This window comes from Undibacterium sp. Tian12W (genome assembly GCF_049339405.1).
Taxonomy (GTDB): Bacteria; Pseudomonadota; Gammaproteobacteria; order Burkholderiales; family Burkholderiaceae_D; genus Undibacterium.
Window position 1 is genome coordinate 44,277 of sequence record NZ_JBMPPK010000008.1, and the last position, 23,537, is coordinate 67,813.

Genomic DNA, 23,537 nt, shown 5'->3' on the forward strand with positions numbered 1-23,537 from the left:
GGGGTATTTATTCCTGTTTCAGCCAGTAATATTCAACAATAATCAGGATGCGATCGAGACGTGATCAGGATGCACTGACAGGAATGATACCTATCTTCGCCTGCCATTCTTTAGGGCCAGTGTTGTGTACAGATATGCCGCTGGAATCAACCGCAACCGTGACTGGCATATCGACAACATCAAATTCATAGATCGCTTCCATGCCCAAGTCAGCAAAACCAACTACGGTCGCTGATTTGATGGCCTTGGAAACCAGGTAAGCCGCACCACCCACTGCCATCAGATATGCAGACTGGTGTTTGCGTATGGATTCGATGGCGACCGGGCCGCGTTCTGCCTTGCCTATCATCGAGATCAGGCCGGTTTTTTCCAGCATCATGTCGGTGAATTTATCCATGCGGGTGGCAGTCGTCGGGCCAGCTGGGCCAACTGCTTCATCACGTACGGGATCAACCGGGCCTACGTAGTAAATCACGCGGTTGGTGAAGTCGACAGGCAATTGCTCACCTTTGGCCAGCATGTCCTGAATGCGTTTGTGGGCAGCGTCACGGCCAGTCAGCATTTTGCCGTTCAGGAGCAAGGTCTGGCCTGGTTTCCAGGAGGCGACTTCTTCCTTGGTCAGAGTGTTCAGATCAACGCGCTTGGATTTTTCTGTATCAGGCGCCCAGCTTACATCTGGCCAGTCAGACAGTTTTGGTGGTTCTATATAGCTGGGGCCAGAACCATCCAGCACAAAATGCGCATGACGTGTGGCCGCGCAATTAGGGATCATGGCAACCGGCTTGGATGCAGCATGTGTAGGGTACATATTGATCTTGACGTCGAGTACTGTCGTCAAGCCACCCAGGCCTTGTGCGCCTATGCCCAGTGCATTGATCTTGTCGCACAGTTCTATACGCAATTCTTCAGTTTTGTTTTGCGGGCCACGTTGCTTGAGCTCATACATGTCGATGTCATCCATCAAGGATTCTTTCGCCATCAGCATGGCTTTTTCTGCAGTACCGCCTATACCTATGCCCAGCATGCCCGGCGGACACCAGCCCGCGCCCATGGTAGGCACGGTTTTCATGACCCAGTCAATCAGAGAATCAGACGGGTTCAGCATGACAAACTTGGTTTTGTTCTCAGAGCCGCCGCCTTTGGCTGCGATTTTGACATCTACCGTATCGCCAGGAACCAGTTCCATATGTACTACAGCAGGTGTGTTGTCCTTGGTGTTTTTGCGTTCAAAGTGCGGGTCGGCGACGATAGAGGCGCGCAGTTTATTGTCGGGGTCGTTATAACCACGACGCACACCTTCGTTGACTGCATCAATGATGGAGCCGCTGAATCCTTCAAAGCGCACGCTCATGCCGATTTTCAGGAAGACATTGACGATACCTGTGTCCTGGCAAATAGGACGGCGGCCCTCCGCGCACATGCGCGAGTTGGTCAGAATTTGGGCAATCGCATCTTTTGCTGCCGGGCTTTGCTCGGCTTCATAAGCGCGCGCCAGGTGGGCGATATAGTCGGCTGGATGATAGTAACTGATGTACTGCAGCGCGGCGGCTACTGATTCGATCAGATCGTCTTGCTTGATGACTGTCATGATTTGGCTCTGGGCTAGGTGAAAGAAAACTGGTGTTACAGATATTACAGCTGATAATTAAAAGTAAATTACTCAAACTTGTGTGTGCTGCATGACGGAATCATTCATTGCCATGCAGCTCTTGTTGTTAATTGTAGTTGCTAGTCTGCGACTCTCAATAGGTAGCTATCAATAGGCAACTATCAATGTTTATCGGCCGCCAGTGCGGTATCCGTCATGATGCGATCGCAATGCGCAATTGCCAGGGCCGACAACAAAAACACCATGTGTATGCCCGTCTGGGCAAGTATGACTTGACCGTCGTAATTGCCTGCATTGATAAAAGTCTTTAATAAATGGATGGATGAAATGCCAATAATCGCCATGGCCAGTTTGACTTTAAGTACTGATGCATTGACATGAGACAGCCATTCGGGCTGGTCAGGATGTCCATCCAGGCCCAGGCGAGATACAAAAGTCTCATAACCGCCAATAATCACCATGATGAGCAAGTTGGAAATCATGACGACGTCAATCAAGCCAAGCACGACCAGCATGATGGTGGTTTCTGTGAGTTTGCTTGGTCTCGTGCCACCGGTGGAAACTGCGTCCAAGATATGCTTCAGCGCGGATTCATTACCCATTGCTGCACCTATCAAATCCACCAGTTCCACCCAGAAGTGAAATACATAAACGCATTGCGCAAGTATTAATCCGAGATAAAGTGGTAGCTGCAGCCAGCGGCTAAAGAAAATCAGGCTGGCAAGGGGGGATAGTTTGGCTGGGGCAACTGGTTTGGTCATGTCGGCAATCGTTGGTGGAAAGGGCAGTTTTTAACGCAAGCCAGTATTTTACATGTGCAGGGCCTGCTCGTGTAGCGCGGCAGATATAGCTATTTCAATATCAGGTATGTAGTGGAGATGTAATGGTATCTTTGTGGTATCATTTTTCAAAAGTGCAAGCGTAAGGCTTGAGTAAGTCTCCAAGTTTATGGTTTGCCCTGTGCTTAAAGGTGATAATTACTGCCACAATCTGGTGCAATGCCAGCTTGGGGTGAAGCTGTAGTGAAGATTTTAATCTAACGATAACAAGCTGGAGATAACAATGTCTGACCTCAACGCTGCGCAAGCTGAAGCTAAAACAGAATCCCGCGTTTTTTACCCCCCGGCCGCATTTGTTGCCAATGCAGCTATCCCAAGCATGGAAGCGTATAACGCACTATGCAAAGAAGCTGAACAGGATTACGAAGGTTTCTGGGCGCGTCTGGCACGCGAAAACCTGCACTGGCACAAAGATTTCAGTACGGTATTGGACGAATCCACCGCACCCATGTACAAATGGTTTGAAGATGGTTTATTGAACGTGTCTTACAACTGTCTGGATGTGAATCTGCAAAAAGGCAATGGCGATAAAGTAGCGCTGATTTTTGAGGCAGATGGTGGTGATGTTACCAAAGTAACGTACAAGGATTTGCATGCAAAAGTCTGTCAGTTTGCCAATGGCTTGAAGTCTCTGGGTATCAGCAAGGGCGACCGTGTGGTGATCTACATGCCCATGTCCGTTGAAGGCGTGGTCGCCATGCAGGCCTGCGCACGCATAGGTGCGACACACTCTGTGGTGTTTGGTGGGTTCTCAGCAAAATCCCTGCAAGAGCGTATTGTTGATGTGGGGGCGGTAGCTGTTATTACAGCTGATGAACAAGTCCGTGGCGGCAAGCATTTACCCCTGAAGGCCATCGTCGATGAAGCGCTGGCTCTAGGCGATTGCGAAAAGGTAAAAAGCGTTGTCGTCTATAAGCGTACAGGTGGCAATGTTAATTTTGCGGCTGGTCGTGATGTCTGGATGCATGAGCTGGTAGCTACGCAATCCGCAGTGTGTGAGCCTGAATGGGTCAGCGCAGAACATCCTCTGTTCATACTCTATACCTCAGGCTCTACCGGTAAACCAAAAGGTGTGCAGCATTCGTCGGGTGGCTATTTGTTGTGGGCTATCCTGACGATGAAATGGACCTTCGATATCAAACCGTCTGATGTGTTCTGGTGTACCGCCGACATAGGCTGGGTCACGGGCCACACCTATATTACCTATGGCCCGCTGGCAGCAGGCGCTACTGAAATCGTGTTTGAGGGCATACCAACCTTCCCGAATGCCGGGCGTTTCTGGAGCATGATAGAAAAACACAAGGCCACCATTTTCTATACTGCGCCGACAGCGATACGTTCGCTGATCAAGGCTGCGGATGGTGATGCCAATATCCATCCCAATAAATATGATTTGTCCTCCCTGCGTCTGCTGGGCTCTGTTGGTGAGCCTATCAATCCTGAGGCCTGGATGTGGTACTACAATAATATTGGCCGCAGCAATTGCCCGATTGTCGATACCTTCTGGCAGACAGAAACAGGTGGTCATATGATGACACCATTGCCAGGTGCAACACCTATGGTGCCTGGTTCCTGCACCTTGCCTTTGCCAGGCATCATGTCCGCCATTGTTGATGAAACTGGTCATGATTTGCCGAACGGACAGGGCGGTATTCTTGTGGTGAAGCGTCCATGGCCGTCAATGATACGCACGATCTGGGGTGATCCTGAGCGCTTCAAGAAAAGCTATTTCCCGGAAGAGTTCGGCGGCAAAGTTTATCTGGCCGGTGACGGCGCGATACGCAATAAAGATACCGGTTATTTCACAATCACTGGCCGTATCGATGACGTGTTGAATGTCTCTGGTCACCGCATGGGCACGATGGAAATTGAATCTGCCCTGGTGGCGAACCCGCTGGTCGCAGAAGCTGCTGTAGTTGGCAAGCCTGATGAGACTACTGGCGAAGCGATTTGTGCGTTCGTGGTATTGAAGCGTACACGTCCAACAGGTGATGAAGCCAAACAAATTGCGACTGAATTGCGCAACTGGGTAGCGAAAGAAATTGGCCCTATCGCCAAGCCCAAGGAAATCCGCTTTGGTGATAATTTGCCCAAGACACGTTCTGGCAAAATCATGCGTCGCTTGCTGCGTGTATTGGCCAAGGGTGAAGAAATTACCCAGGATATTTCGACACTGGAAAATCCAGCTATTCTGGAGCAACTGAAGCAAGCACAATAGGCAAGCGCAATAAGCAAGTGCATTAATTGATTCGAAAAAAAATGGCGCTGCATTGCAGCGCCATTTTTGTTATTGCATTTGTTTAGCGATTGGTTCGTGACATATACACCAGGCGTTCAAATAAATGCACATCCTGTTCATTCTTCAGCAAGGCACCATGCAGAGGAGGGACGATGGCCTTGTTGTCCTTGCTGCGCATCGCTTCTGCCGGTATATCTTCTGCTAGCAAAAGTTTTAACCAGTCTATGAATTCCGAGGTGGAAGGTTTTTTCTTCAGGCCGGCAACATCGCGGATTTCGTAAAAAGTTTGCAATGCCTGGGCCAGCAAGTCTGATTTTAATTTTGGGAAATGCACATCAACGATCTTTTGCATCGTTTCCTTGTCCGGGAATTTGATGTAATGGAAGAAGCAGCGGCGCAAGAAGGCATCTGGCAGCTCTTTTTCATTGTTGGACGTAATAATGACCAGCGGGCGATGTTTGGCGCGCACCATCTCGCGGGTTTCATAGACATAAAACTCCATGCGGTCCAGCTCACGCAACAAATCATTCGGGAATTCTATGTCTGCCTTGTCGATTTCATCGATAAGCAAAACCACAGGCTCGTCAGCAGTAAAGGCCTGCCACAGCACACCTTTGATGATGTAGTTGTGGATGTCTTTGACTCTTTCATCACCGAGTTGGGAATCACGCAGGCGCGAAACAGCATCGTACTCATACAGTCCCTGCTGTGCTTTGGTCGTGGACTTGATATGCCATTGCATCAGGGGCATGTTCAGGGCGGCAGCGACTTCTTCTGCCAGCATGGTCTTGCCTGTGCCTGGCTCACCTTTGATCAAGAGTGGACGTTGCAGACTCAGGGCAGCATTGACTGCCAGTTTCAAATCATCGGTAGCGACATAATTGTCGGCACCGTCAAAGCGTAAAGTAGTTGGCGCTTGTGTCATGGATATAAACTCGACGTGTAGGGTTGCTTGAGAGTGTAAAGAGTATAAGCGAGAATTTGTCCTCTTGTGAACGGCTGTTCTTTTTTCTGTGCAGACAGCGCAGAAAGGCAATAATTTTTTTACCCGGAGTTGCGTAAGTGCAGCTTTTTTGCCCTTTGGAGAGGCGCGTGTACCAGGTTTTTTACGCAAATTTGATTGTAATCAGCTAAAATGCTGAGTTATATCAAAACACTGAATTTATTGATCTGCCTGCTAATTAATAATCGCTAATATGAAAAAATTGTTTGCACTCCTCGCTATGGCGAGCCTCGCTCAAGCTGCTACTGCGGCAGATCCGGTTGGCAATCCTAAAGATGCTGCTGATAAAAAAATCGCGATGTGTATTGGTTGCCATGGTATTCCTGGCTACAAAGCGAGCTTCCCTGAGGTGTATCAGGTGCCTATGATAGGTGGGCAATCTGCCAAATACATAGAGAGTGCTTTGAAGGCCTACCAAAAAGGTGATCGCAAGCATCCATCCATGCGTGGTATTGCTGGCAGTTTGACAGAGCAGGACATCGCAGATCTGGCGGCATATTACTCTCAACAAAAATAAGAATAGAAATAGGAATAGGATACGATCATGAAGAAAACTCTGTTGATGGCAACTTTGTTGTCCACTTTGTCTTTCGCAGCTCATGCGGGTGGCAATATAGAAGCTGGTAAAGAAGCGGCAAAAAAATTCAATTGCGCTTCTTGCCATGGTGACAATTATTCCAAGCCTATCGATCCCAGCTATCCTAAGTTAGCTGGTCAGCACGCCGATTACATTGCCCAGGCTTTGCACGCTTATCAGCGTGGAGGTGATGCAGCAAATGGCCGTTCCAACCCGACCATGGCAACACAGGCCAAGGCATTGTCAAACCAGGATATACAAAATATCGCTGCTTATCTGCATAGCTTGCCAAGCGAGCTGGTGTTGAAGAAATAAGCTCTTGCAAAAAACAGTTTTTGCTTGATACAAAAAAGCCACGATGATTCGTGGCTTTTTTTATATCTTTGCGCTTTAACTTGTTTGCTTCTTTGTTATGACTGTTTGCCTATTTCAAGGCGAAAAAAAACCGGCTGAAAGCCGGTTTTTCTTAAGTAATTAAAAATTACTTGGAAGCAGATGCAGAAGCTGCTGCTGGAGCGGAAGCTGCTGCAGATGCCGCAGGAGCTGCGCCAGATGCTGCAGCTGCGTCAGAAGCTGGAGCTGGAGCTGGAGTTGCTGCTGGGGCTTCTGCTGGAGTAGAAGCTGGTGCTGGTGCTGTTGCAGATGCGGAAGCTGCTGGAGCGGATGCTTCAGGAGCTTTTTTCTCGCCGCAAGCAGCCAGAGTCAATGCCAACAGGGAAACGAGCAAGAGTGATTTTTTCATGTTTGTACTTTCAATAAATAGATCAAAAAAGAAGATCAAAACTTTGCGATGAATAATTACCGGTAATTATCGCTCTATAGGTTAATTCGCGAGCTTCTCGCCAAAACGACATTCGGCCCCTACGAAAGTTTCCTAACCCGGAATTATAATGATTTTTCCATTAATGGAATAGGCATAGATGCATTTTTGCACTCAAATCAATCATTATTTCTAGACAAGACGCTATTTTTAGTAGGAAATTTCAGGTTTTCCATGAAAATAAACTACTTTTAGGAAGAAAATTTTCTTTCATATTTCAAAATAATGACGCGTTGCAGCAATCATTGACATAGATCCAGCCAGCCGTCTTCATACCAAAGGCAAAAAGTTTCTATCGCATCTGCGGAAATATTCGCCAGATCAGCGCCGTCCAGCTCTCTTTGATTTGCTAATTTGTTCAGGCAAATTTTGTCTTCTTTGCCAACGGCGAACGACTCTCCGTTGATGAACACATGTTTGCCTTTATATAACATCAACGACTTGCGCGATAGCTTCAGACCATTTTTCAGGGCCGATTGATGGAAGCGTTTAGGTGCCAGTGGTTTTTCCGGTCCGCTGAAGAAAACACTGGGCTTGGGCTCGGTCAGGTGTTCACCCAGGAAAATGAGTACGTCATCATCAGTAAATTGAATCTTGGCAATCTCTTCAGCAACCTGCTCCAGCATTTCATTACTGATTTCTGCCGGTTTGGTACTGACTTTCAGGTCAGGGTCTGCATATCGTCCTGGCAAGTCTATCGAGTCAGACATGAAGTGCAGGAAGGATTCCCCCAGTTCCTGGTAAGACGGCGCACGGAAACCTATGGAGTAAGTCATGCACTCACCGATAGCGACACCATCATGGGCATATTTTGGCGGCAGATAGAGCATGTCGCCCGGCTCCAGCACGAATTCCTGTTCAGCCTTGAAGTTGCGCAAAATCTTGAGAGGCATGCCATCAATCAATGTCAGGTCTTTTTGTGCGCCTATGCGCCATTTACGCTGACCATGCGCCTGCAGCAGGAATACATCATAAGAATCAAAATGTGGGCCAACGCCACCGCCGTCAGCGGCAAAGCTGATCATCAGGTCATCAAGTCTGCTGTCAGGGATGAAGCGAAATTGCCTGAGCAGCGCATCAGCCTTGTCATCATGCAAATTAACGCCTTGGACAAGCAGGGTCCAGTCTTTTTTTTCCTTGACTGGTATGCTGGCTTGCGGGCCAGACTTCATTTCCCAGTGTTTGTTGAAGAAGCTGATAAGCCTGGATTCGACATCTTCACGGCTAGCCATGTCAAACAAATCATCTTTGGGGATCAGAGGCTGGAAGTCAGGGATAGCCTGGCGTATCAGCAAGGGCTTCTTGTGCCAGTATTCGCTGAGAAATTCTTCTGCTGTAATGCCGCCCAGCAGGGGCAGGGGAGTGGTATTTTTTTTCATGCCCGCATTATAGGCCGAGGCAAAGGACTCGACTAGACAGGTATAATCGCAGGGCAAATAAATTTTTAAGGAATTGCTATGAAGATAGGCAAAAATTCAGTTGTTACTGCAGTCTATACCTTGAAAGACGCACAAGACAATCTGATAGAAGAAGGTCAGGAGCCTATGGTTTACCTGCATGGCGGGTACGACAATGTGTTTCCCAAGATAGAAGAAGCCCTGGAAGACAAGGAAAAGGGCTTCAGCACGATTATCCAGCTCAATCCTGAAGATGCCTTTGGTGATTATGATGCCGCCCTGGTGAAAGTGGAACCGCGTGACCGCTTCCCGTCGCCACTGGAAGTCGGCATGCAGTTTGAAGGCATGCCAGAAGAATCGGATGATGATGTCGATGAAGACAATGCGCATATTTTTACTGTCACGGATATTGCTGACGATAAAGTCGTGCTTGATGGCAATCATCCGCTGGCTGGCATCGCCTTGCGTTTTAGCCTGACGGTAGAAGATGTACGTGCCGCTTCTGATGAAGAAGTCGCCCACGGTCACGTGCATGGTGCTCACGGTCATCATCACGACGAAGATGATGAGGATGACGAAGGTACTGCCGACGAATATCGCAGCCATCCTTTGCATTAAGCTTTGCACTAAGCAGGAATAAAAAAATGCCGCTGATTGATCTCAGCGGCATTTTTCATTTGAAGGGACTTGTTTAATGAAGTGACTTGTTTAAATCAGGCCTGTTTTGCCAGGTTTTTTAATTCATACAAGGCTGCCAATGCTTCTCTTGGCGTCATGCTATCCGGATCCATGGTATCAAGCGTATCCATCAATTCAGTATTGACTGGAGCCTGTTCCACGACTTCGGCTTCTGGAGCAGAAACTGCTGAAGAGAATAAATCAAACTGTGGCGTAGATTGCAGTGATTGTGCTTCCAGATCTGCCAGATGCTTGCGTGCAGAGCGGATAACTGGCTGAGGTATGCCTGCCAGTTGCGCCACCTGCAAACCATAGCTTTGAGAGGCAGGGCCAGCTTGTACTGCATGCAGGAAGACAATGTTTTCCTTATGTTCAACCGCCGATAAATGCACATTTTCTGCCGACGGGTGCACTTCAGGTAATTGCGTCAGTTCAAAATAATGCGTGGCGAACAGCGTGTAGCTCTTGGATACCTGTATGAGATGCTTGGCAATTGCCCATGCCAGGGCAAGGCCGTCAAAGGTTGATGTGCCGCGACCCACTTCATCCATCAATACCAGTGAATGGTCAGTTGCCCCGTTCAGGATGGCTGCTGATTCTGTCATTTCCACCATGAAGGTAGAACGGCCACCGGCCAGGTCATCCGCCGCGCCTATGCGTGTGAAAATACGGTCTATCGGGCCTATCGTCACTTCAGAGGCTGGTACATAACTGCCTACATAAGCGAGCAGCGTGATCAGGGCTACCTGGCGCATGAAGGTCGATTTACCACCCATGTTGGGGCCAGTGATCAGCAATAATTTGCGCTCGGCAGAAAAATCACAATCATTGGCGATAAAGCGTTCTATCTGGTTTTCAACCACAGGATGGCGACCCTGGACGATATGCAGGGTAGGTTCATCCACCAATTGTGGTGCGCACCAGTTATTTTTGGTCGCATGTTCAGCCAGACTGACCAGCGTATCTAGTTGGGCAATTGCATTCGCCACTCTTTGCAGCAGTGGTACTTGTGGCAGCAAGTCTTGCAGCAGACGTTCATACAGCATTTTTTCGCGCACCAGTGCACGTTCCTGTGCTGACAAGGCCTTGTCTTCAAAAGCCTTCAGTTCCGGCGTGATATAGCGCTCAGCATTTTTGAGAGTCTGGCGACGGCGATAATTGTCCGGCACTTTATCGCTTTGCCCATTCGTGACTTCAATATAAAAACCGTGCACACGGTTATATTCGACGCGCAGATTGGCAATGCCGGTACGTTCACGTTCTGATACTTCCAGATCTATCAGGAATTGCCCGGCATTCTCAGACAGTGCGCGCAATTCATCGAGCTCTGCATCAAAGCCAGTCGCGATCACACCCCCGTCACGTACCATGGTAGCTGGTTGCAGCATCAAGCCACGCTCCAGCAGATCCAGGCATTCTGTTGGCGTGTCCAGGTCAGACAAGACCTTGGTCAGCAGGCTGGTTTGGTTATCGGCAATACACAGGCTGACATAATTGCGCAAGCCCGGCAGGTTTTGCATGCCATCACGCAGCGCGGATAAATCACGTGGCCGCGCCGACTGCAGGGCAATACGCGTAGTGATGCGTTCTATGTCAGGGATGGCTTTTAAAGTGGTCGCCAGGCCATCGGTGGAGTCTGCCTGTATCAGCGCCTTGATCGCGTCATGACGTGCCCTGGCGACTGCCTGATCGCGGCGTGCATGGTGCAACCAGTGACGCAGTAGGCGTGAGCCCATGGCAGTGCGGCAATGATCAAGCAAAGAAAACAGCGTAGGTGATTCTTGACCGCGCAGGGTCTCTGTCAATTCCAGATTGCGGCGCGTCGCAGTATCCAGTCCTATGAATTCATGTTCGCTCTCGACATTAAGGGTATTGACATGCTTCAGGCCACGGCCTTGCGTGCTTTCCGCATAGCGCAACAATGCACCAGCGGCGCCTAGTGCCGCACTCAGGTTTTCCACCCCAAAGCCAGTCAATGAGGCGGTGCTCAGTTGGTCCTGCAAGGCTTTTTGCCCCTGCTTGACATCAAAGTGCCAGTCGGGTAATTCAGAGAATTTGCCCGGGAGTTGAGCATAATGCTCATCCAGCAAAAGCGTACCGGCAGACAGCAATACTTCAGCAGGGCTGATACGTTCAAGTTCCTGTTGCAGACGTTGTGGCAAGGATTTTTCATCCGTCGATACTTCCATCAACTTCAGGGCGCCGCTGGCCAGTGACAGCCAGGCCAGGCCTATGCTGACGGTTTTTCTTTGCTGCAGCATGCACAGCGACAGCAATGGGCGGTCAGATTTCTCAGGCAACAAATCAGTGTCAGTCAGCGTACCCGGGGTGATCACGCGCATGACTTTGCGCTCTACGGGCCCCTTGCTGGTCGCCGGATCACCGATCTGTTCGCAGATTGCCGCTGATTCACCTATCTTAACCAGCTTGGACAGATAAGGCTCCAGGGAATGGAAGGGCACTCCCGCCATCTTGATCGGTTCGCCACCAGAGCTACCACGCTGGGTCAGGGTAATGCCCAGCAAACGCGAAACTTTTTCGGCATCGCCAAAAAACAGTTCATAAAAATCGCCCATGCGATAGAACACCAGAGTTTCTGGATAGTCTGCTTTGATGCGCAGATATTGCTGCATCATGGGAGTATGTTGATTTTCTTTTGCGGTCATAACACGTTGATTTTATTCGTTTTATTTTCTTGATTTTGTTTGCTGCTGGCTGGTGATTTCTTGCCGGTCAATTCAAATTTGGTGCGCACCATATCATAGACGATTGCCCTGGTCTATGGTTGTCTGGCTTTATTGCTTTCGACGCCTATAAGAAAAAATGGCGTCGGATAAAGCACAAAGGGCCAAATTGGCCCCTTGTGCTTTTTAATCCGGCTTGATCAGGATATTAACCGTTACCACGGCTGCCAGACCTGCGTGGAGCTGACTGCTTCACTGCCGGTCTTGGGCCTGCTGGACGAGGTTTGGCTGCCTGTGGTGCCGCTGCCTTGCCCGGTGTGCGTGCTGGCTGTCCGCGGCCATTACCTGCAGGACGTTGACCTCTGCCACCACCGCCACCGCCACCGCCACGATGATCAAAGCTGCGCAACTGTATAGGTTCGGCCTTGGCATGTGGGTCGGGGATGAAGCCGTCGATGATTTCTTGCGGTATCTGACGCTTGATGAGTTTTTCTATGTCTGCAAGCAATTTGAATTCATCAACGCAAACCAAGGAAACTGCTTCGCCGGTGGCACCAGCACGGCCAGTGCGGCCTATGCGATGCACATAATCTTCTGGCACATTCGGCAAATCGTAATTGACGACGTGAGGCAACTGGTCGATGTCGATGCCACGTGCTGCGATGTCGGTCGCTACCAGCACGGTCAGGCTGCCATCCTTGAATTCTGCCAAGGCCTTAGTGCGCGCAGACTGGCTTTTGTTGCCGTGGATAGCCATGGCGGCAATGCCGTCTTTGCCCAGTTGCTCTACCAGCTTGTTGGCGCCGTGTTTGGTGCGGGTGAACACCAGCACTTGTGACCATTGATGGGTCTTGATCAGGTGGGCCAGCATCGGGTGTTTTTTATCGCGATCAACCGGGTGCACTTTTTGTGCGATGACTTCAACGGTAGAGTTGCGGCGTGCGACTTCTATCATCGCTGGGTTATCCAGCAGGCGGTCTGCCAGTGCCTTGATGTCGTCGGAGAAGGTGGCAGAGAACAGCAAATTCTGACGCTTGGCAGGCAAAATCGCCAATACCTTTTTGATGTCATGGATAAAGCCCATGTCCAGCATGCGGTCGGCTTCATCCAATACCAGGATTTCGATATTGCGCAGGTCTATCGTGCCTTGCTGGTGATGGTCAAGCAGGCGGCCTGGTGTTGCCACCAATATATCGACACCTTGCTTCAATAATTTGATTTGCGGGTTAATGCCAACGCCACCAAAAATCACGCCAGAATTTAGAGGTACATATTTACCGTAAGTATTGACGCTTTCTTCTACCTGAGCTGCCAGTTCGCGGGTTGGTGTCAGTACCAGGGCGCGGATAGGGCGTCGGCTGGTTTTGTCTTTTGGCGCATTGGCTGAAGTCGATAGACGCTGCAAGATAGGCAGGGTAAAGCCAGCTGTTTTGCCAGTGCCGGTTTGCGCACCAGCCAGCAAGTCGCCACCTTTGATGACAGCAGGAATTGCTTGCTGTTGTATAGGCGTTGGAGAGGTATAGCCTTGTTCGCTGACTGCGCGGACAATGTTCTCGGATAAGCCGAGTTCGTTGAATGATGCCATGTGGTTTTACTGTGTTTCTTTATGACCAGACTGATTTTCACCAGTCCGGAGAGAGGGGCGTCCCGGTCAAATAACCGGGACGTGAGAATTTACTTTTTAGCGGAAAACGGTTGCAATGCATTGACCATCTGGGCAAAAACTTTAGGTGTGCCTGCTAATACATCACCTTTATGCAGATAATCGGAATCACCAGAGAAGTTGCCGACGATGCCGCCAGCTTCAGTAATAACAAGTGAGCCGGCAGCGATGTCCCAAGGTGCCAGGCCTTTTTCAAAGAAGCCATCAAGACGGCCAGTAGCGACATAAGCCAGGTCAAGCGCGGCAGAACCGGGTCTTCTCAGACCCTGGCATTTAGTGGTCATGACTTTGAACATGGCCAGGTATTCATCCAGACCAGACAGGTCGCGGGACGGGAAGCCTGTGCCTATCAATGCATCAGCCAGTTTGTCGCAGCGGGTAACGCGGATACGTTTGTCGTTCAGAAACGCGCCAGCGCCTTTGCTGGCTGTGAACATTTCATTACGGGTAGGGTCATAAATGACGGCTTGTGTGATCACACCGCGTTGTTGCAGGGCGATGGAGACACAATATTGCGGGAAGCCGTGGATGAAGTTAGTCGTGCCATCGAGCGGATCAATGATCCAGACATTATCATTTTCGTCATGCAAATTAGCGGAGGCACCCGATTCTTCAGCCAGAATGGCATGGTCAGGGTAGGCAGAAGTCAATACTTCGATGATGGCAGCTTCGGCAGCATGATCGACTTCAGTCACGAAATCATTGAATTGTTTCTCTGTGACCTGGACACGGTCAAGGTCAAAAGATGCGCGATTGATAATCGTCGCGCCACGACGAGCGGCTTTAACTGCCGTATTCAGCATTGGGTGCATAAGGTTTCCGATAAAATGGCAGCATGCAAACGACTATCCCTCAAAAAGAGTAAGGACGTCATTAAGATGCTAGACAAAAATGATAAAGAGCGTGCGTAATTCTTGTCCGACTGCCATCCGTCTGATAAATAAGACGTACAACAAGACGCACAACCGAATAAAAAATTAACGCGGGATACCGCTATTTTAAATGAACTTGCCCAAAACTGACACATCTCTTTTTCAGCGCCTGCGTTTCGTTCTGGTTGAAACCAGTCATCCCGGCAATATAGGTTCAGCCGCCAGGGCTATTAAAACCATGGGTTTTAGTGAGTTAGTGCTGGTCAAGCCGCGCTTTGCTGACGCCCTGCAAAACCCGGAAGCGATCGCCCTTGCCAGCGGTGCGCAAGACATCCTCGACAATGCCCGTATCGTAGATCACATTGATGAAGCCTTGGAAGGATGCGAATACGTGGCCGCCGTCAGCGCCAGATTGCGCGAATTTTCACCGCCCATTCTCACACCCAGAGTATTTGCTGAAACCATGGTGCAAAGTCAGCATGCCAAAATGGGACTGATTTTTGGCAATGAACGATTTGGCCTGCCTAACGAGATCGTCATGAATTGCCATGCCCTCATCAATATTCCCGCCAATCCCGCTTATTCTTCATTGAACCTGGCGCAAGCGATACAACTCTTATCTTATGAATGTCGCATGGCTGCTGATACTGGTGCGCCAGATACCGGGAATGTCGGCTTTCAAGGGCAGTTGGCAACCGTGAATGAAATAGATGGAATGTACACCCATCTGGAGCAAGCACTTGTCGCCATAGAATTTTTGAATCCGGATAAACCCAAGAAATTGATGCCCCGTCTGAAGCGCATGCTGTCGCGTACGCAATTGGAGGTGGAAGAGGTGAATATCTTGCGTGGCATTGCAAATAAAATACTGGATATCAGTAAAAAATAGGCAGTGCCTGAAAAATAATAGAATTTCTGCTTTAATAAGACATCAGTAAAGCGCGAATAAGGCATAAATGATTTGAACTTTGTGTCTTTTTAGCAAATTGTACTAAATGACTATACCCTGCATTTGCTATTATTTTAATACGTAGTTTTCTTTCAAATGTATCGAAAATACATTAAGAGTTTGATGTATGCTGAGGGAAATAGCATTAGGTACTGTTGTTGCAATTGATAAATATGTTGAAATCAACAAACATTGTTACCTTTGTTTGCGTTTTACATTTGGTAACGACTTCAAGGATTGTTATAAAGCCAGTAAGATTGCAGTTAATATACATTCAGGAATAACAATTGATTTTCTGAAGTAATTACTTTCATTCTGAGGTCATTATTATTTTTGTTCCATTTCGCCGATCAACGCTACACCTGCTTTGCCTTGGTGCCCTGGCATCCGGCGCAACAGGGAATGCGTATGCACTGGGGTTTAGCAATCTGACTGTACAGTCAGCACTGGGGCAGCAATTGCGGGCTCAGTTGGAGTTGACGGGAAATGATGCGGCAGAAATCGATCAGTCCTGCTTCAAGGCAAAAGTCGAAAGTCCAGATGGCTACGCCATCGCCCCAGTGAATGTCACTTTGGTGCAAAAGGGGGGGGGAGCACGTTTCCTGACTCTGGTCACCAGAAGCACCATCGCCGAGCCCGCAGTCAAGATATTGGTGAACATGGGTTGCGAAATTCAGTTGCATAGAGAATTTCTGATCCTGCTAGACCCACCTCTGTCTGCGCCGGCTTTGACAGCACCAACTGCTAGCTCTGCCAGAGGGAAAGCAAGTCCTGCACCAGCTTTAATTGGTAAAGATATCGCAGGCAAAGACGTCGCGACAGGCGATCAAACGCCTCAGGTAAAAATCAGGCCGCGCATCAGGAAAGAGAAGCAAGAGAAGCCCGCCAGTGAGTTGACAGAAATTGTTGCTATACCCGGTAATGCACCTGCAACAAAAAAAAAGCCAGCCAAATCGACTGACAAACCAATCAGCAAGCCCAGAGATACGCTGAGACTATCGGATGACTTGCCAGTGCTGGAACAAACGCAAGGTTTGCGTCTCAGTGACAGTTTGTCTATCGGCACACCGCAGTCCAATATTGAAGAGTTGCGCGCAGCGCAGGCACAGCTTGCTGCCATGTTACGGGATGAAAAACCAGGGCAGCTTGCTGCTGACAAGCTCAAGAATGAACAACAAAAAATTCTGAGCCTGCAACAAGAAGCACAACAACTCAAGCGTCAGAGTCAGCTGGATAAGGCGGCGCTCGAAGAGGCTCACGAAACCAGTTTTTCACGCAACTGGGTGATGGGCCTGAGTGTATTCATCGCTGCAGGCCTCGCCATCATTGCTTTGCTCCTGCTCTACGTCAGTCGCATGCGTAAGAGATTGCATGAGAGCTGGTGGCAGCAAAAAGAACCTGCTTCTGAGCCTGAATCTAAAAAGAATATAGAAGAAATCGTCGACAGCATACAGGCTTCTTATGGGCCTACCACAACCAGTTCACTGTATCAGGTTCATGATGATGACGAGCCTGGCTCCAGTCGCCCGGTGACAAAACCATCCAGAAAAGTTGCGGCAGATAGCAGTCTTGGCAAACTCGACACGCCGTCCATATTCAGTAAAGCCTATGTCCCGACGCTGGAGGACAGTAATAGCAGTACCTTTAATTTCTTTTCCACCAAAGGTCAGTCGGTCAAGGTAGAAGAAATTTCTGATGTGACTCAGGAAGCTGAATTCTGGATTTCTGTCAACGACCCGCAAAGGGCGATTGAAATTCTTGAACCCCTTGCTGACGTTGATCACCCTGAGTCGCCAGTGCCTTGGCTATACCTGATCGATTTATACCGGGTCACTGCGAATAAAGAAAAATACGACACGCTCAGAGACAGGTTCATTGTATTTTTTAATGCAAATGTCCCTGAATTTGAAGTCGATCCGGCGACCTTGCCTAGCAGACACCTTGATGACTTTGAGCACTTGATGAATCGCATCTGCAATATGTGGAGCTCAAATGATATTTTGCCTTTCCTTGAAAGTCTTCTGGTTGATGACAGGGATGGTAAGCGCATGGGTTTTGAATTGCCAGTTTATCGCGATATCCTGTTATTGATCTCGGTTGCAAATGAGCTTGAGAAGTCGAATTCTTTTGGTGCGCCTGAAAGAAATCGCGCTTGGGCAAATGTGCCAGGTTTGCCACCGGATGAGCCTTCCAGTCAGGAACAGCAAGCGGAACCAGAGTCGAATGTCATTGATTTTGAGATGATCGATTTTCCGAAAGAAAAATAACACCTAGTGATCCGGGTAAGCCCGAATGCAGCAGGCCAGTTTCTACTAGCCTGACTGCAAATTTTTGTTATGCAAATAAAAATAAAGAATGGAGATATATGATCAAGCTTTGCGGTTTTGCAGTCAGTAATTACTACAATAAAGTCAAGTTGGCGCTTTTGGAGAAAGCTATTCCCTTTGAGGAGCAATTAGTCTGGACCGGAAAAGCACCTGAATTATTGCAGCATTCACCTCTGGGGAAAATTCCCTATATAGAAACTGAACACGGCTCGCTGTGTGAGTCTCAAGTGATTGTTGAATACCTGGAAAATCGCTTCCCTGATCATCCCCTGATGCCAGCAGACTCATTCGCAGCCGCTAAATTACGCGAATTGATTACCTTTATTGAGCTGCACATGGAGTTGCCCGCACGCGAGCTTTATGCCGAAGCCTTTTTTGGAGGCAAGATCACTGACGAGGTCAAGGCAAAAGTAGAAAAGCAACTGAGCCGCAACATCCCTGCATTTGCAAAGCTCGCAAAGTTTGACCCATTTGTCGGTGGTAAGGAATTTACATTGGCAGATTGCGCTGCCGTTGTACATTTTCCACTGATATCCATGGCGACCAAGATTATTTATGGCAGGGATTTTCTGGCGGAGTTGCCTACGCGCGACTATGTGAAGTTTATTTCAGAGCGGCCCCACATGCAGAAGGTCAATGCAGATCGCAAGGCAAATCAGGAGTTGATGGCAAACAAGGGTAAATGAATTTGATGGCGCTACAAAGCTGATTTGTAGCGCCATCAGCGCAAATTCAGACTGCTCTGCGCATTTTTTGTACTGTATATGTTTTGGCTTGTGCGGGCGGCTCTACTAGTTTGACAATTGCGAAGGTGCAATTGTCACCGCGACCACTCGCTCTGTCCCTGGCTTTTCTAATCAGGAACTCTGAAGCCTGACGAGGGCTATTGGCCGCAACAGCTGCTGATAGCTCATGGTCTTCAAAATAATGCCAGAGGCCATCTGAGCACAATAAGAAGCTGTCATGCGCTTTCAAAGGCGTATGCTCACCAAAGGTGATATAGGGGGCCGCAGTGCTTGAGCCAAGTACATTTACTAGGATGTTCGATAGTCTGTGGGTCTTGGCTTCTTCAGCGGTAATCTTTCCTTCATCCACCAATTTTTCTACGTAAGAGTGATCTTTGGTTTTTTCGGCATAATTCGGACCGTCGAACCGATACAGGCGGGAATCGCCGACATAAGCCCAGATAGCTTCTTGCTGCGGAGTAATTACCAGTGCGACTACTGTACTATGTGGTTCTTTTTCTGATGAAACTCCAGACAGTTTGATGACGGTGTGTGCTTCATTGACGATATTTTCTAAAAGACTGCGTACATCATTCCCTGGGTAAAATTCATCAAATAATTGTTTTGCCGTGCGCACGACTTGCTCAGCGGCAAGTGCGCCACCGCTTTTGCCGCCCATGCCATCGGCCACCACGGCCATGACATAACCTGGCGCATGTGGTGCCGCAAAAAGTGCAGTGCGGTCTTGTTGTTCCTGCCTGTCGCCGATATGTTGTCCGGTTCCAGCTTCGATCTTATATTGGCTCATACGTCTTGGTAGATTAAACTAACGGGATAAACCCAAAAATGGTCTTTCCTTAATTAAACTTTATTTTACTGCAACCAGAAGACTATGAGCCACCCTGAACAAATACAACAACGCATTATCGAGCTCGAGGTTGAACATAGAGACCTGGATGTGGTAATCGAGACCCTGATTAAAGATCCTTCTCATGATGAATTACAGCTGCGGCGTCTTAAAAAACGCAAATTGCAGCTAAAAGATCATATTACATTACTAAGAATGCAATTGACACCTGATGTCCCTGCATGATTATCCACTTTTCCTTAGCTTTATAGTTAGTTTCTGATTGCCTCATTTTGACTGAACCACTTGCCACACCGAATGCGAACGGCATTCATGATACAGAAGTAGAACATATTTTTGGCTTGACCGGACCATTAAGTGCGTCCATCAGTGGTTATCGTCCGCGCCAGGCACAGACAGAGATGGCAAAAGCCATCGCTGATGCCATTGCAGGACAAAAAACCTTGTTGGCAGAGGCTGGGACTGGAACCGGGAAGACTTATGCCTACCTGACGCCGGCATTATTGTGGGGGGGCAAGGTTATTGTCTCTACGGGGACAAAAAACCTTCAGGATCAGTTATTTTCGCGCGATATTCCGACGATACGCAAAGTGTTGAAGGCGCCAGTATCGGTTGCCTTGTTGAAGGGCAGGGCAAACTATCTATGTCATTACCATCTTGAGAGAACCATACAAAATGGCCGTCTGAGCTCGCGTGAAGATGTTGGTTATCTGCGTGACATAAGCCGTTTCATTAAAACCACAATGACGGGGGACAAGGCTGAACTGGCACGGGTACCGGAAAATGCCTCGGTCTGGAGTCTGGTTACCTCAACCAAAGATACCTGCATGGGATCGGAATGCCAGTATTATCAGGACTGTTTTGTCATGAAGGCGCGCAAAGAGGCACAGCAGGCAGATGTGGTCGTGGTGAATCATCATCTCTTCTTTGCCGATGTGGCCTTGAAAGATACCGGTATTGCAGAGCTATTACCCTCTGCCAATACAGTCATCTTCGATGAGGCACATCAATTACCGGAAACCGCAACCCTGTTTTTTGGCGATACCGTTTCAACCTCGCAAGTGCTGGAGCTTTGCCGCGATGTGCAGGCAGAAGGTTTGTCGCATGCACGGGATGGAGCGGAGTGGTCCAAGCTGGTCGCACCTGTTGAGAGGGCCGCACGCGATTTACGCCTGGCCTTCCCGCAAGATATCGTGCGCTATTCCATAGACCAGATTGCGCCATCCAGCCCTTTCTTTGAAGCCCTGGAAACTTTGAAATCCAGTATGGATGCCATGATAGCCGTGCTGGAGAAACAGGCCGAACGTGCCGAGACCCTGGAGCAGTGCCGGGCGCGTGCCATCACTCTGGCTGAGCAATATGAAAAATGGAATGCCGCAGATGATGGTAAGTCCGGCGACTATGTATTGTGGGTAGAAGCGTTCTCTACTTCTTTGCAATTGCATCGCACTCCTTTGTCAATCGCCCCGATTTTTAACAAGCAGCGCGAAGGCGTGCCCCGTGCCTGGATATTTACATCCGCTACCATGGCCGTCAAGAATGACTTCAGCCATTATGTGTCGCAAATGGGTTTGTGGGATCAGCCGGCGCGCACCTGGCCAAGTCCTTTTAATTATCAGGAGCAGGGTTATTTGTATGTGCCGAACGGCATGCCACAGCCAAATTCCTTTGGCTACATGGATGCGGTCATTGATGCCGCATTGCCGGTCATAGAAGCAGCTGGTGGCAAGACCTTCCTGTTATGTACGACCCTGAAAGCAGTGAAACACAGTGCAGAACGTTTGCGCGAGGAATTTCAAAAGCGTGGCCTGGACTTCCCTTTGTTCGTGCATGGCGATGCTGGCAGGACTGAATTACTCGACCGTTTCAGGGCAGCAGGCAATGGCGTGCTGATAGGTAGTCAAAGTTTTTGGGAGGGCGTAGATGTACGTGGCGATGCCTTGTCCCTGGTGATTATCGATAAGCTGCCTTTTGCTCCACCCGATGACCCGGTATTGTCTGCACGCATAGCCGCGATGGAGAAAAAAGGTTTGAACGGTTTTGTTCATCACCAATTGCCGGAAGCGATTATCAATTTGAAGCAGGGTGCCGGTCGCCTGATCCGTGATGAGGGCGACAAAGGAGTTTTGATGATCTGCGACCCAAGGCTTATTTCAAAGCCTTATGGCAAGCGCATCTGGCAAAGCCTGCCGAGTTTCGCACGCACCAGAGAACTGGCAGATGTGCAGGCATTTTTCAAAAAAATAAAAACACCACCTGAAACTGCTTAAGTCAGTATACGTTGTAGTGGCAACCAGAGTGTGAAGCGCGTACCGGCAGGGTTTGAATCCCAACTGACCGTGCCATTCAGCGCCCTGGCGCGCCGCTGTTGATTGTGCAAGCCGCGACCAGCAACGGTATTAAGCGCTTTGGCAACATCAAAGCCCCGGCCATTGTCTGTGACCGTAACTTCCACACCATCTACTGCACCTCCGTCTGCCACTGCAGTGGCCAGCCTAACTTCGCTGGCGTGTGAATGACGCAGTATATTTGCGATGCTTTCCTGGACAATGCGCAGTATATGCAAGGCACTCGATGGATCCAGCCAGGGCAGAGTAGGTAACTCCTGGACTTCCCACAGCAGTACGATGCCTGTGCCCTCCAGGCGCGGTTCCAGGCGAAAGCGTAGTGTTGCCAGCAGTAACAGCAAGTCTGCAGCGACTGGTTCCAATGAATCTATCGTCAACTTGAGATCATCCAGGCAATCTTTCAGGATTTGCGAGACCTTGCTATTGCTGATGTCGTGCCGGTCTACTGATCTTATCGCGCTGATCAGCGATGATCCCAGCCCATCATGCATGTCCTGCATCAGGCGCTGCCGCTCGTCACTGATTTGCTGCTGTAATTCAATCTCGCGCAAACGCTGATAACTTAATTCCAGCTCGGCTTCACGAACTTGCAAACGTTGCGCCAGACTGGCATTCAATAATTCCACCTGTACGATCGCATTCAGATAGCGTCGGTACATCACAATACCAAAGATAGTGCAGGCAACGGCATTGGCATATGAACCCAGATACAAAGCCTCAGGGCTGATAAAATTATTTTGCAATAACCAGTCAGTAACGCCAAATAAAGTGCATATTCCTACACCGATAGCCACTAATTGCCCATCCCGCGAGCGGCGCCAGACGTTCAATCCGCCAATTAGTGCTACTGCTGCGCCCATCATTGCCGCAATCACATAGATCAGGGGAGTCACTTTTGGCGTATTTGGCAGCACGGTAAGCACTGGGAGCGTCAATACTGCTATCAATGCAGTCAAACTAGTCAGGATACGGCTAAGCCAGATCAGTGGATTGCCGTGCAGCAGGCGCAGATAAAAATGCACCGTAATGACCAGCCAGAACAGGGAGTTCACAGTGAGCCAGGCAAACCAGTTGTTCGCAATGGGAAAACTCACGTAAAAATGTAAGCCACGTAAAAAAGACGTCACGGCGAGGCTAAAAAAAAGCAGATAAGCGATATCGTGCCTGCGCCTTAACCATACAAAAAGCGCGAATATGCCCACAGCAAGAAATGCTGCACTGAGCATGGCAGGCAATTCTTGTTGCAGCCATTGACGCACATTGTAGCGGCCACGCAATGATTCAACAGTACCTATCCATACAGAAGACATTGCTATCTGCGTTTTTGCCGAATGCTCAAGCCGTATAAGTATTTCTTTTGGGGGTGGGGCCTCGCTATTTTTGCCCAGAATTATCCATAGAGGAGTGCGGGTACTATTCCATAATGGGCCTTGTTGCTGCGCGCTATGTATTAAATGGCCATCTGCATAGACGGCGATGCTGCCATCGGTTTTAATACGGCTGGCATACAGTGCCAGCGGAGCAGCTTGCTCATGCAAGCCAGTAAGCGAAAGCTTGAGCCAGGTAATCGAGGACGCCGCATTACTGCCTGTGCCTGATTTAGCCTGGCGCAACAAGGCAACGGGAAGTGCCAGCGGCAATGCCACTGTTTGCCAATTGGCTGGCAGACTGTTGCTGTTGACTATGGATGGCGGGGGGGGCATGCCCGGTTCACTTGCGAGCTGCCATTGGGCTTCTGTCAGATGCAGGCTTGATGCAGACGATTGCGCAGTGTCTGCAGCCACATGCCAGATTACCGCACCAGTCAACAGAATCAACAAAGTCAGCAAAATGGCCAGCAGTATCTTCGCCGGAGAATAGCGGTTATTTTGCATCATAAAGAGACGATGCAGAGTGCGCAGAACAGGTTTGGGGGCGGCAAGATATGGACGCATCTACT

19 protein-coding genes are annotated in these 23,537 nt (G+C 49.1%); 10 read left to right on the top strand and 9 right to left on the bottom strand.

The window, feature by feature from the left end:
* Positions 1-64: 64 nt before the first annotated feature.
* Positions 65-1,588, bottom strand: a complete 1,524-nt coding sequence (locus ACO0LI_RS11485) for a fumarate hydratase (RefSeq protein WP_423032664.1) — start codon at positions 1,586-1,588, stop codon at positions 65-67.
* Between the two features lie 182 nt (positions 1,589-1,770).
* Positions 1,771-2,370: a YqhA family protein gene (locus ACO0LI_RS11490; protein WP_422949745.1), complete on the bottom strand. Its 600-nt coding sequence runs from the start codon at positions 2,368-2,370 to the stop codon at positions 1,771-1,773.
* 301 nt (positions 2,371-2,671) lie between these two features.
* Here ACO0LI_RS11490 and acs point away from each other — a divergent pair, with 301 nt between their 5' ends.
* Positions 2,672-4,666 carry an acetate--CoA ligase gene (gene acs, locus ACO0LI_RS11495; RefSeq protein ID WP_423032665.1) on the top strand — a complete coding sequence of 665 codons (1,995 nt, stop codon included), beginning with the start codon at positions 2,672-2,674 and terminating at the stop codon, positions 4,664-4,666.
* A gap of 82 nt (positions 4,667-4,748) precedes the next feature.
* On the opposite strand, the gene ACO0LI_RS11500 is transcribed toward acs, so the two are convergent.
* Positions 4,749-5,612 (bottom strand): AAA family ATPase, encoded by an 864-nt coding sequence (locus tag ACO0LI_RS11500; protein ID WP_162058843.1) that lies wholly within the window; start codon positions 5,610-5,612, stop codon positions 4,749-4,751.
* Positions 5,613-5,883: 271 nt separating this feature from the next.
* Here ACO0LI_RS11500 and ACO0LI_RS11505 point away from each other — a divergent pair, with 271 nt between their 5' ends.
* The 3 genes from ACO0LI_RS11505 (at position 5,884) to ACO0LI_RS11515 (ending at position 6,885) form a co-directional block, all read left to right on the top strand.
* The gene (locus tag ACO0LI_RS11505; RefSeq protein WP_162041229.1) at positions 5,884-6,207 is read left to right on the top strand and encodes a c-type cytochrome; all 324 of its coding nucleotides are present in this window, start codon (positions 5,884-5,886) and stop codon (positions 6,205-6,207) included.
* 27 nt (positions 6,208-6,234) lie between these two features.
* A complete protein-coding gene (locus tag ACO0LI_RS11510; RefSeq protein ID WP_422949747.1) occupies positions 6,235-6,582 on the top strand; it encodes a c-type cytochrome in 348 nt (115 codons plus the stop codon).
* Positions 6,583-6,762: 180 nt separating this feature from the next.
* Positions 6,763-6,885 carry a hypothetical protein gene (locus tag ACO0LI_RS11515; protein WP_422949748.1) on the top strand — a complete coding sequence of 41 codons (123 nt, stop codon included), beginning with the start codon at positions 6,763-6,765 and terminating at the stop codon, positions 6,883-6,885.
* 444 nt (positions 6,886-7,329) lie between these two features.
* Here the strand turns inward: ACO0LI_RS11515 and ACO0LI_RS11520 are convergent, their stop codons facing one another.
* Complete coding sequence (locus tag ACO0LI_RS11520; RefSeq protein ID WP_423032666.1) at positions 7,330-8,466, bottom strand: JmjC domain-containing protein; 1,137 nt, start codon at positions 8,464-8,466, stop codon at positions 7,330-7,332.
* Positions 8,467-8,544: 78 nt separating this feature from the next.
* Here ACO0LI_RS11520 and ACO0LI_RS11525 point away from each other — a divergent pair, with 78 nt between their 5' ends.
* Complete coding sequence (locus tag ACO0LI_RS11525; RefSeq protein WP_423032667.1) at positions 8,545-9,102, top strand: FKBP-type peptidyl-prolyl cis-trans isomerase; 558 nt, start codon at positions 8,545-8,547, stop codon at positions 9,100-9,102.
* Positions 9,103-9,197: 95 nt separating this feature from the next.
* Here the strand turns inward: ACO0LI_RS11525 and mutS are convergent, their stop codons facing one another.
* The 3 genes from mutS to ACO0LI_RS11540 form a co-directional block, all read right to left on the bottom strand.
* A complete protein-coding gene (gene mutS, locus ACO0LI_RS11530; protein WP_423032668.1) occupies positions 9,198-11,828 on the bottom strand; it encodes a DNA mismatch repair protein MutS in 2,631 nt (876 codons plus the stop codon).
* Between the two features lie 226 nt (positions 11,829-12,054).
* Complete coding sequence (locus ACO0LI_RS11535; protein ID WP_423032669.1) at positions 12,055-13,431, bottom strand: DEAD/DEAH box helicase; 1,377 nt, start codon at positions 13,429-13,431, stop codon at positions 12,055-12,057.
* Between the two features lie 89 nt (positions 13,432-13,520).
* Complete coding sequence (locus ACO0LI_RS11540; protein WP_422950012.1) at positions 13,521-14,312, bottom strand: inositol monophosphatase family protein; 792 nt, start codon at positions 14,310-14,312, stop codon at positions 13,521-13,523.
* A gap of 199 nt (positions 14,313-14,511) precedes the next feature.
* On the opposite strand from ACO0LI_RS11540, the gene ACO0LI_RS11545 reads away from it, so the two are divergent.
* The 3 genes from ACO0LI_RS11545 (at position 14,512) to ACO0LI_RS11555 (ending at position 18,343) form a co-directional block, all read left to right on the top strand.
* Positions 14,512-15,270: an RNA methyltransferase gene (locus ACO0LI_RS11545; protein ID WP_423032670.1), complete on the top strand. Its 759-nt coding sequence runs from the start codon at positions 14,512-14,514 to the stop codon at positions 15,268-15,270.
* A gap of 518 nt (positions 15,271-15,788) precedes the next feature.
* Complete coding sequence (locus ACO0LI_RS11550; protein WP_423032671.1) at positions 15,789-17,597, top strand: type IV pilus assembly protein FimV; 1,809 nt, start codon at positions 15,789-15,791, stop codon at positions 17,595-17,597.
* A gap of 98 nt (positions 17,598-17,695) precedes the next feature.
* Entirely contained in the window at positions 17,696-18,343 is a 648-nt protein-coding gene (locus ACO0LI_RS11555) for a glutathione S-transferase (RefSeq protein WP_423032672.1), read from the top strand.
* A 46-nt stretch (positions 18,344-18,389) separates the two neighbouring features.
* Here ACO0LI_RS11555 and ACO0LI_RS11560 read toward each other — a convergent pair whose 3' ends face one another.
* Positions 18,390-19,190 carry a PP2C family protein-serine/threonine phosphatase gene (locus ACO0LI_RS11560; RefSeq protein WP_162041240.1) on the bottom strand — a complete coding sequence of 267 codons (801 nt, stop codon included), beginning with the start codon at positions 19,188-19,190 and terminating at the stop codon, positions 18,390-18,392.
* Between the two features lie 84 nt (positions 19,191-19,274).
* Here ACO0LI_RS11560 and ACO0LI_RS11565 point away from each other — a divergent pair, with 84 nt between their 5' ends.
* Positions 19,275-19,475, top strand: a complete 201-nt coding sequence (locus ACO0LI_RS11565) for a YdcH family protein (protein WP_162041241.1) — start codon at positions 19,275-19,277, stop codon at positions 19,473-19,475.
* Positions 19,476-19,519: 44 nt separating this feature from the next.
* On the top strand, positions 19,520-21,520 hold the full coding sequence (locus tag ACO0LI_RS11570; protein ID WP_423032820.1) for an ATP-dependent DNA helicase: 2,001 nt from the start codon (positions 19,520-19,522) through the stop codon (positions 21,518-21,520).
* Here the strand turns inward: ACO0LI_RS11570 and ACO0LI_RS11575 are convergent.
* Positions 21,517-23,475 (bottom strand): ATP-binding protein, encoded by a 1,959-nt coding sequence (locus ACO0LI_RS11575; protein ID WP_423032673.1) that lies wholly within the window; start codon positions 23,473-23,475, stop codon positions 21,517-21,519. The two genes, ACO0LI_RS11570 and ACO0LI_RS11575, sit on opposite strands and share 4 nt — an antisense overlap.
* Positions 23,476-23,537: the final 62 nt, after the last annotated feature.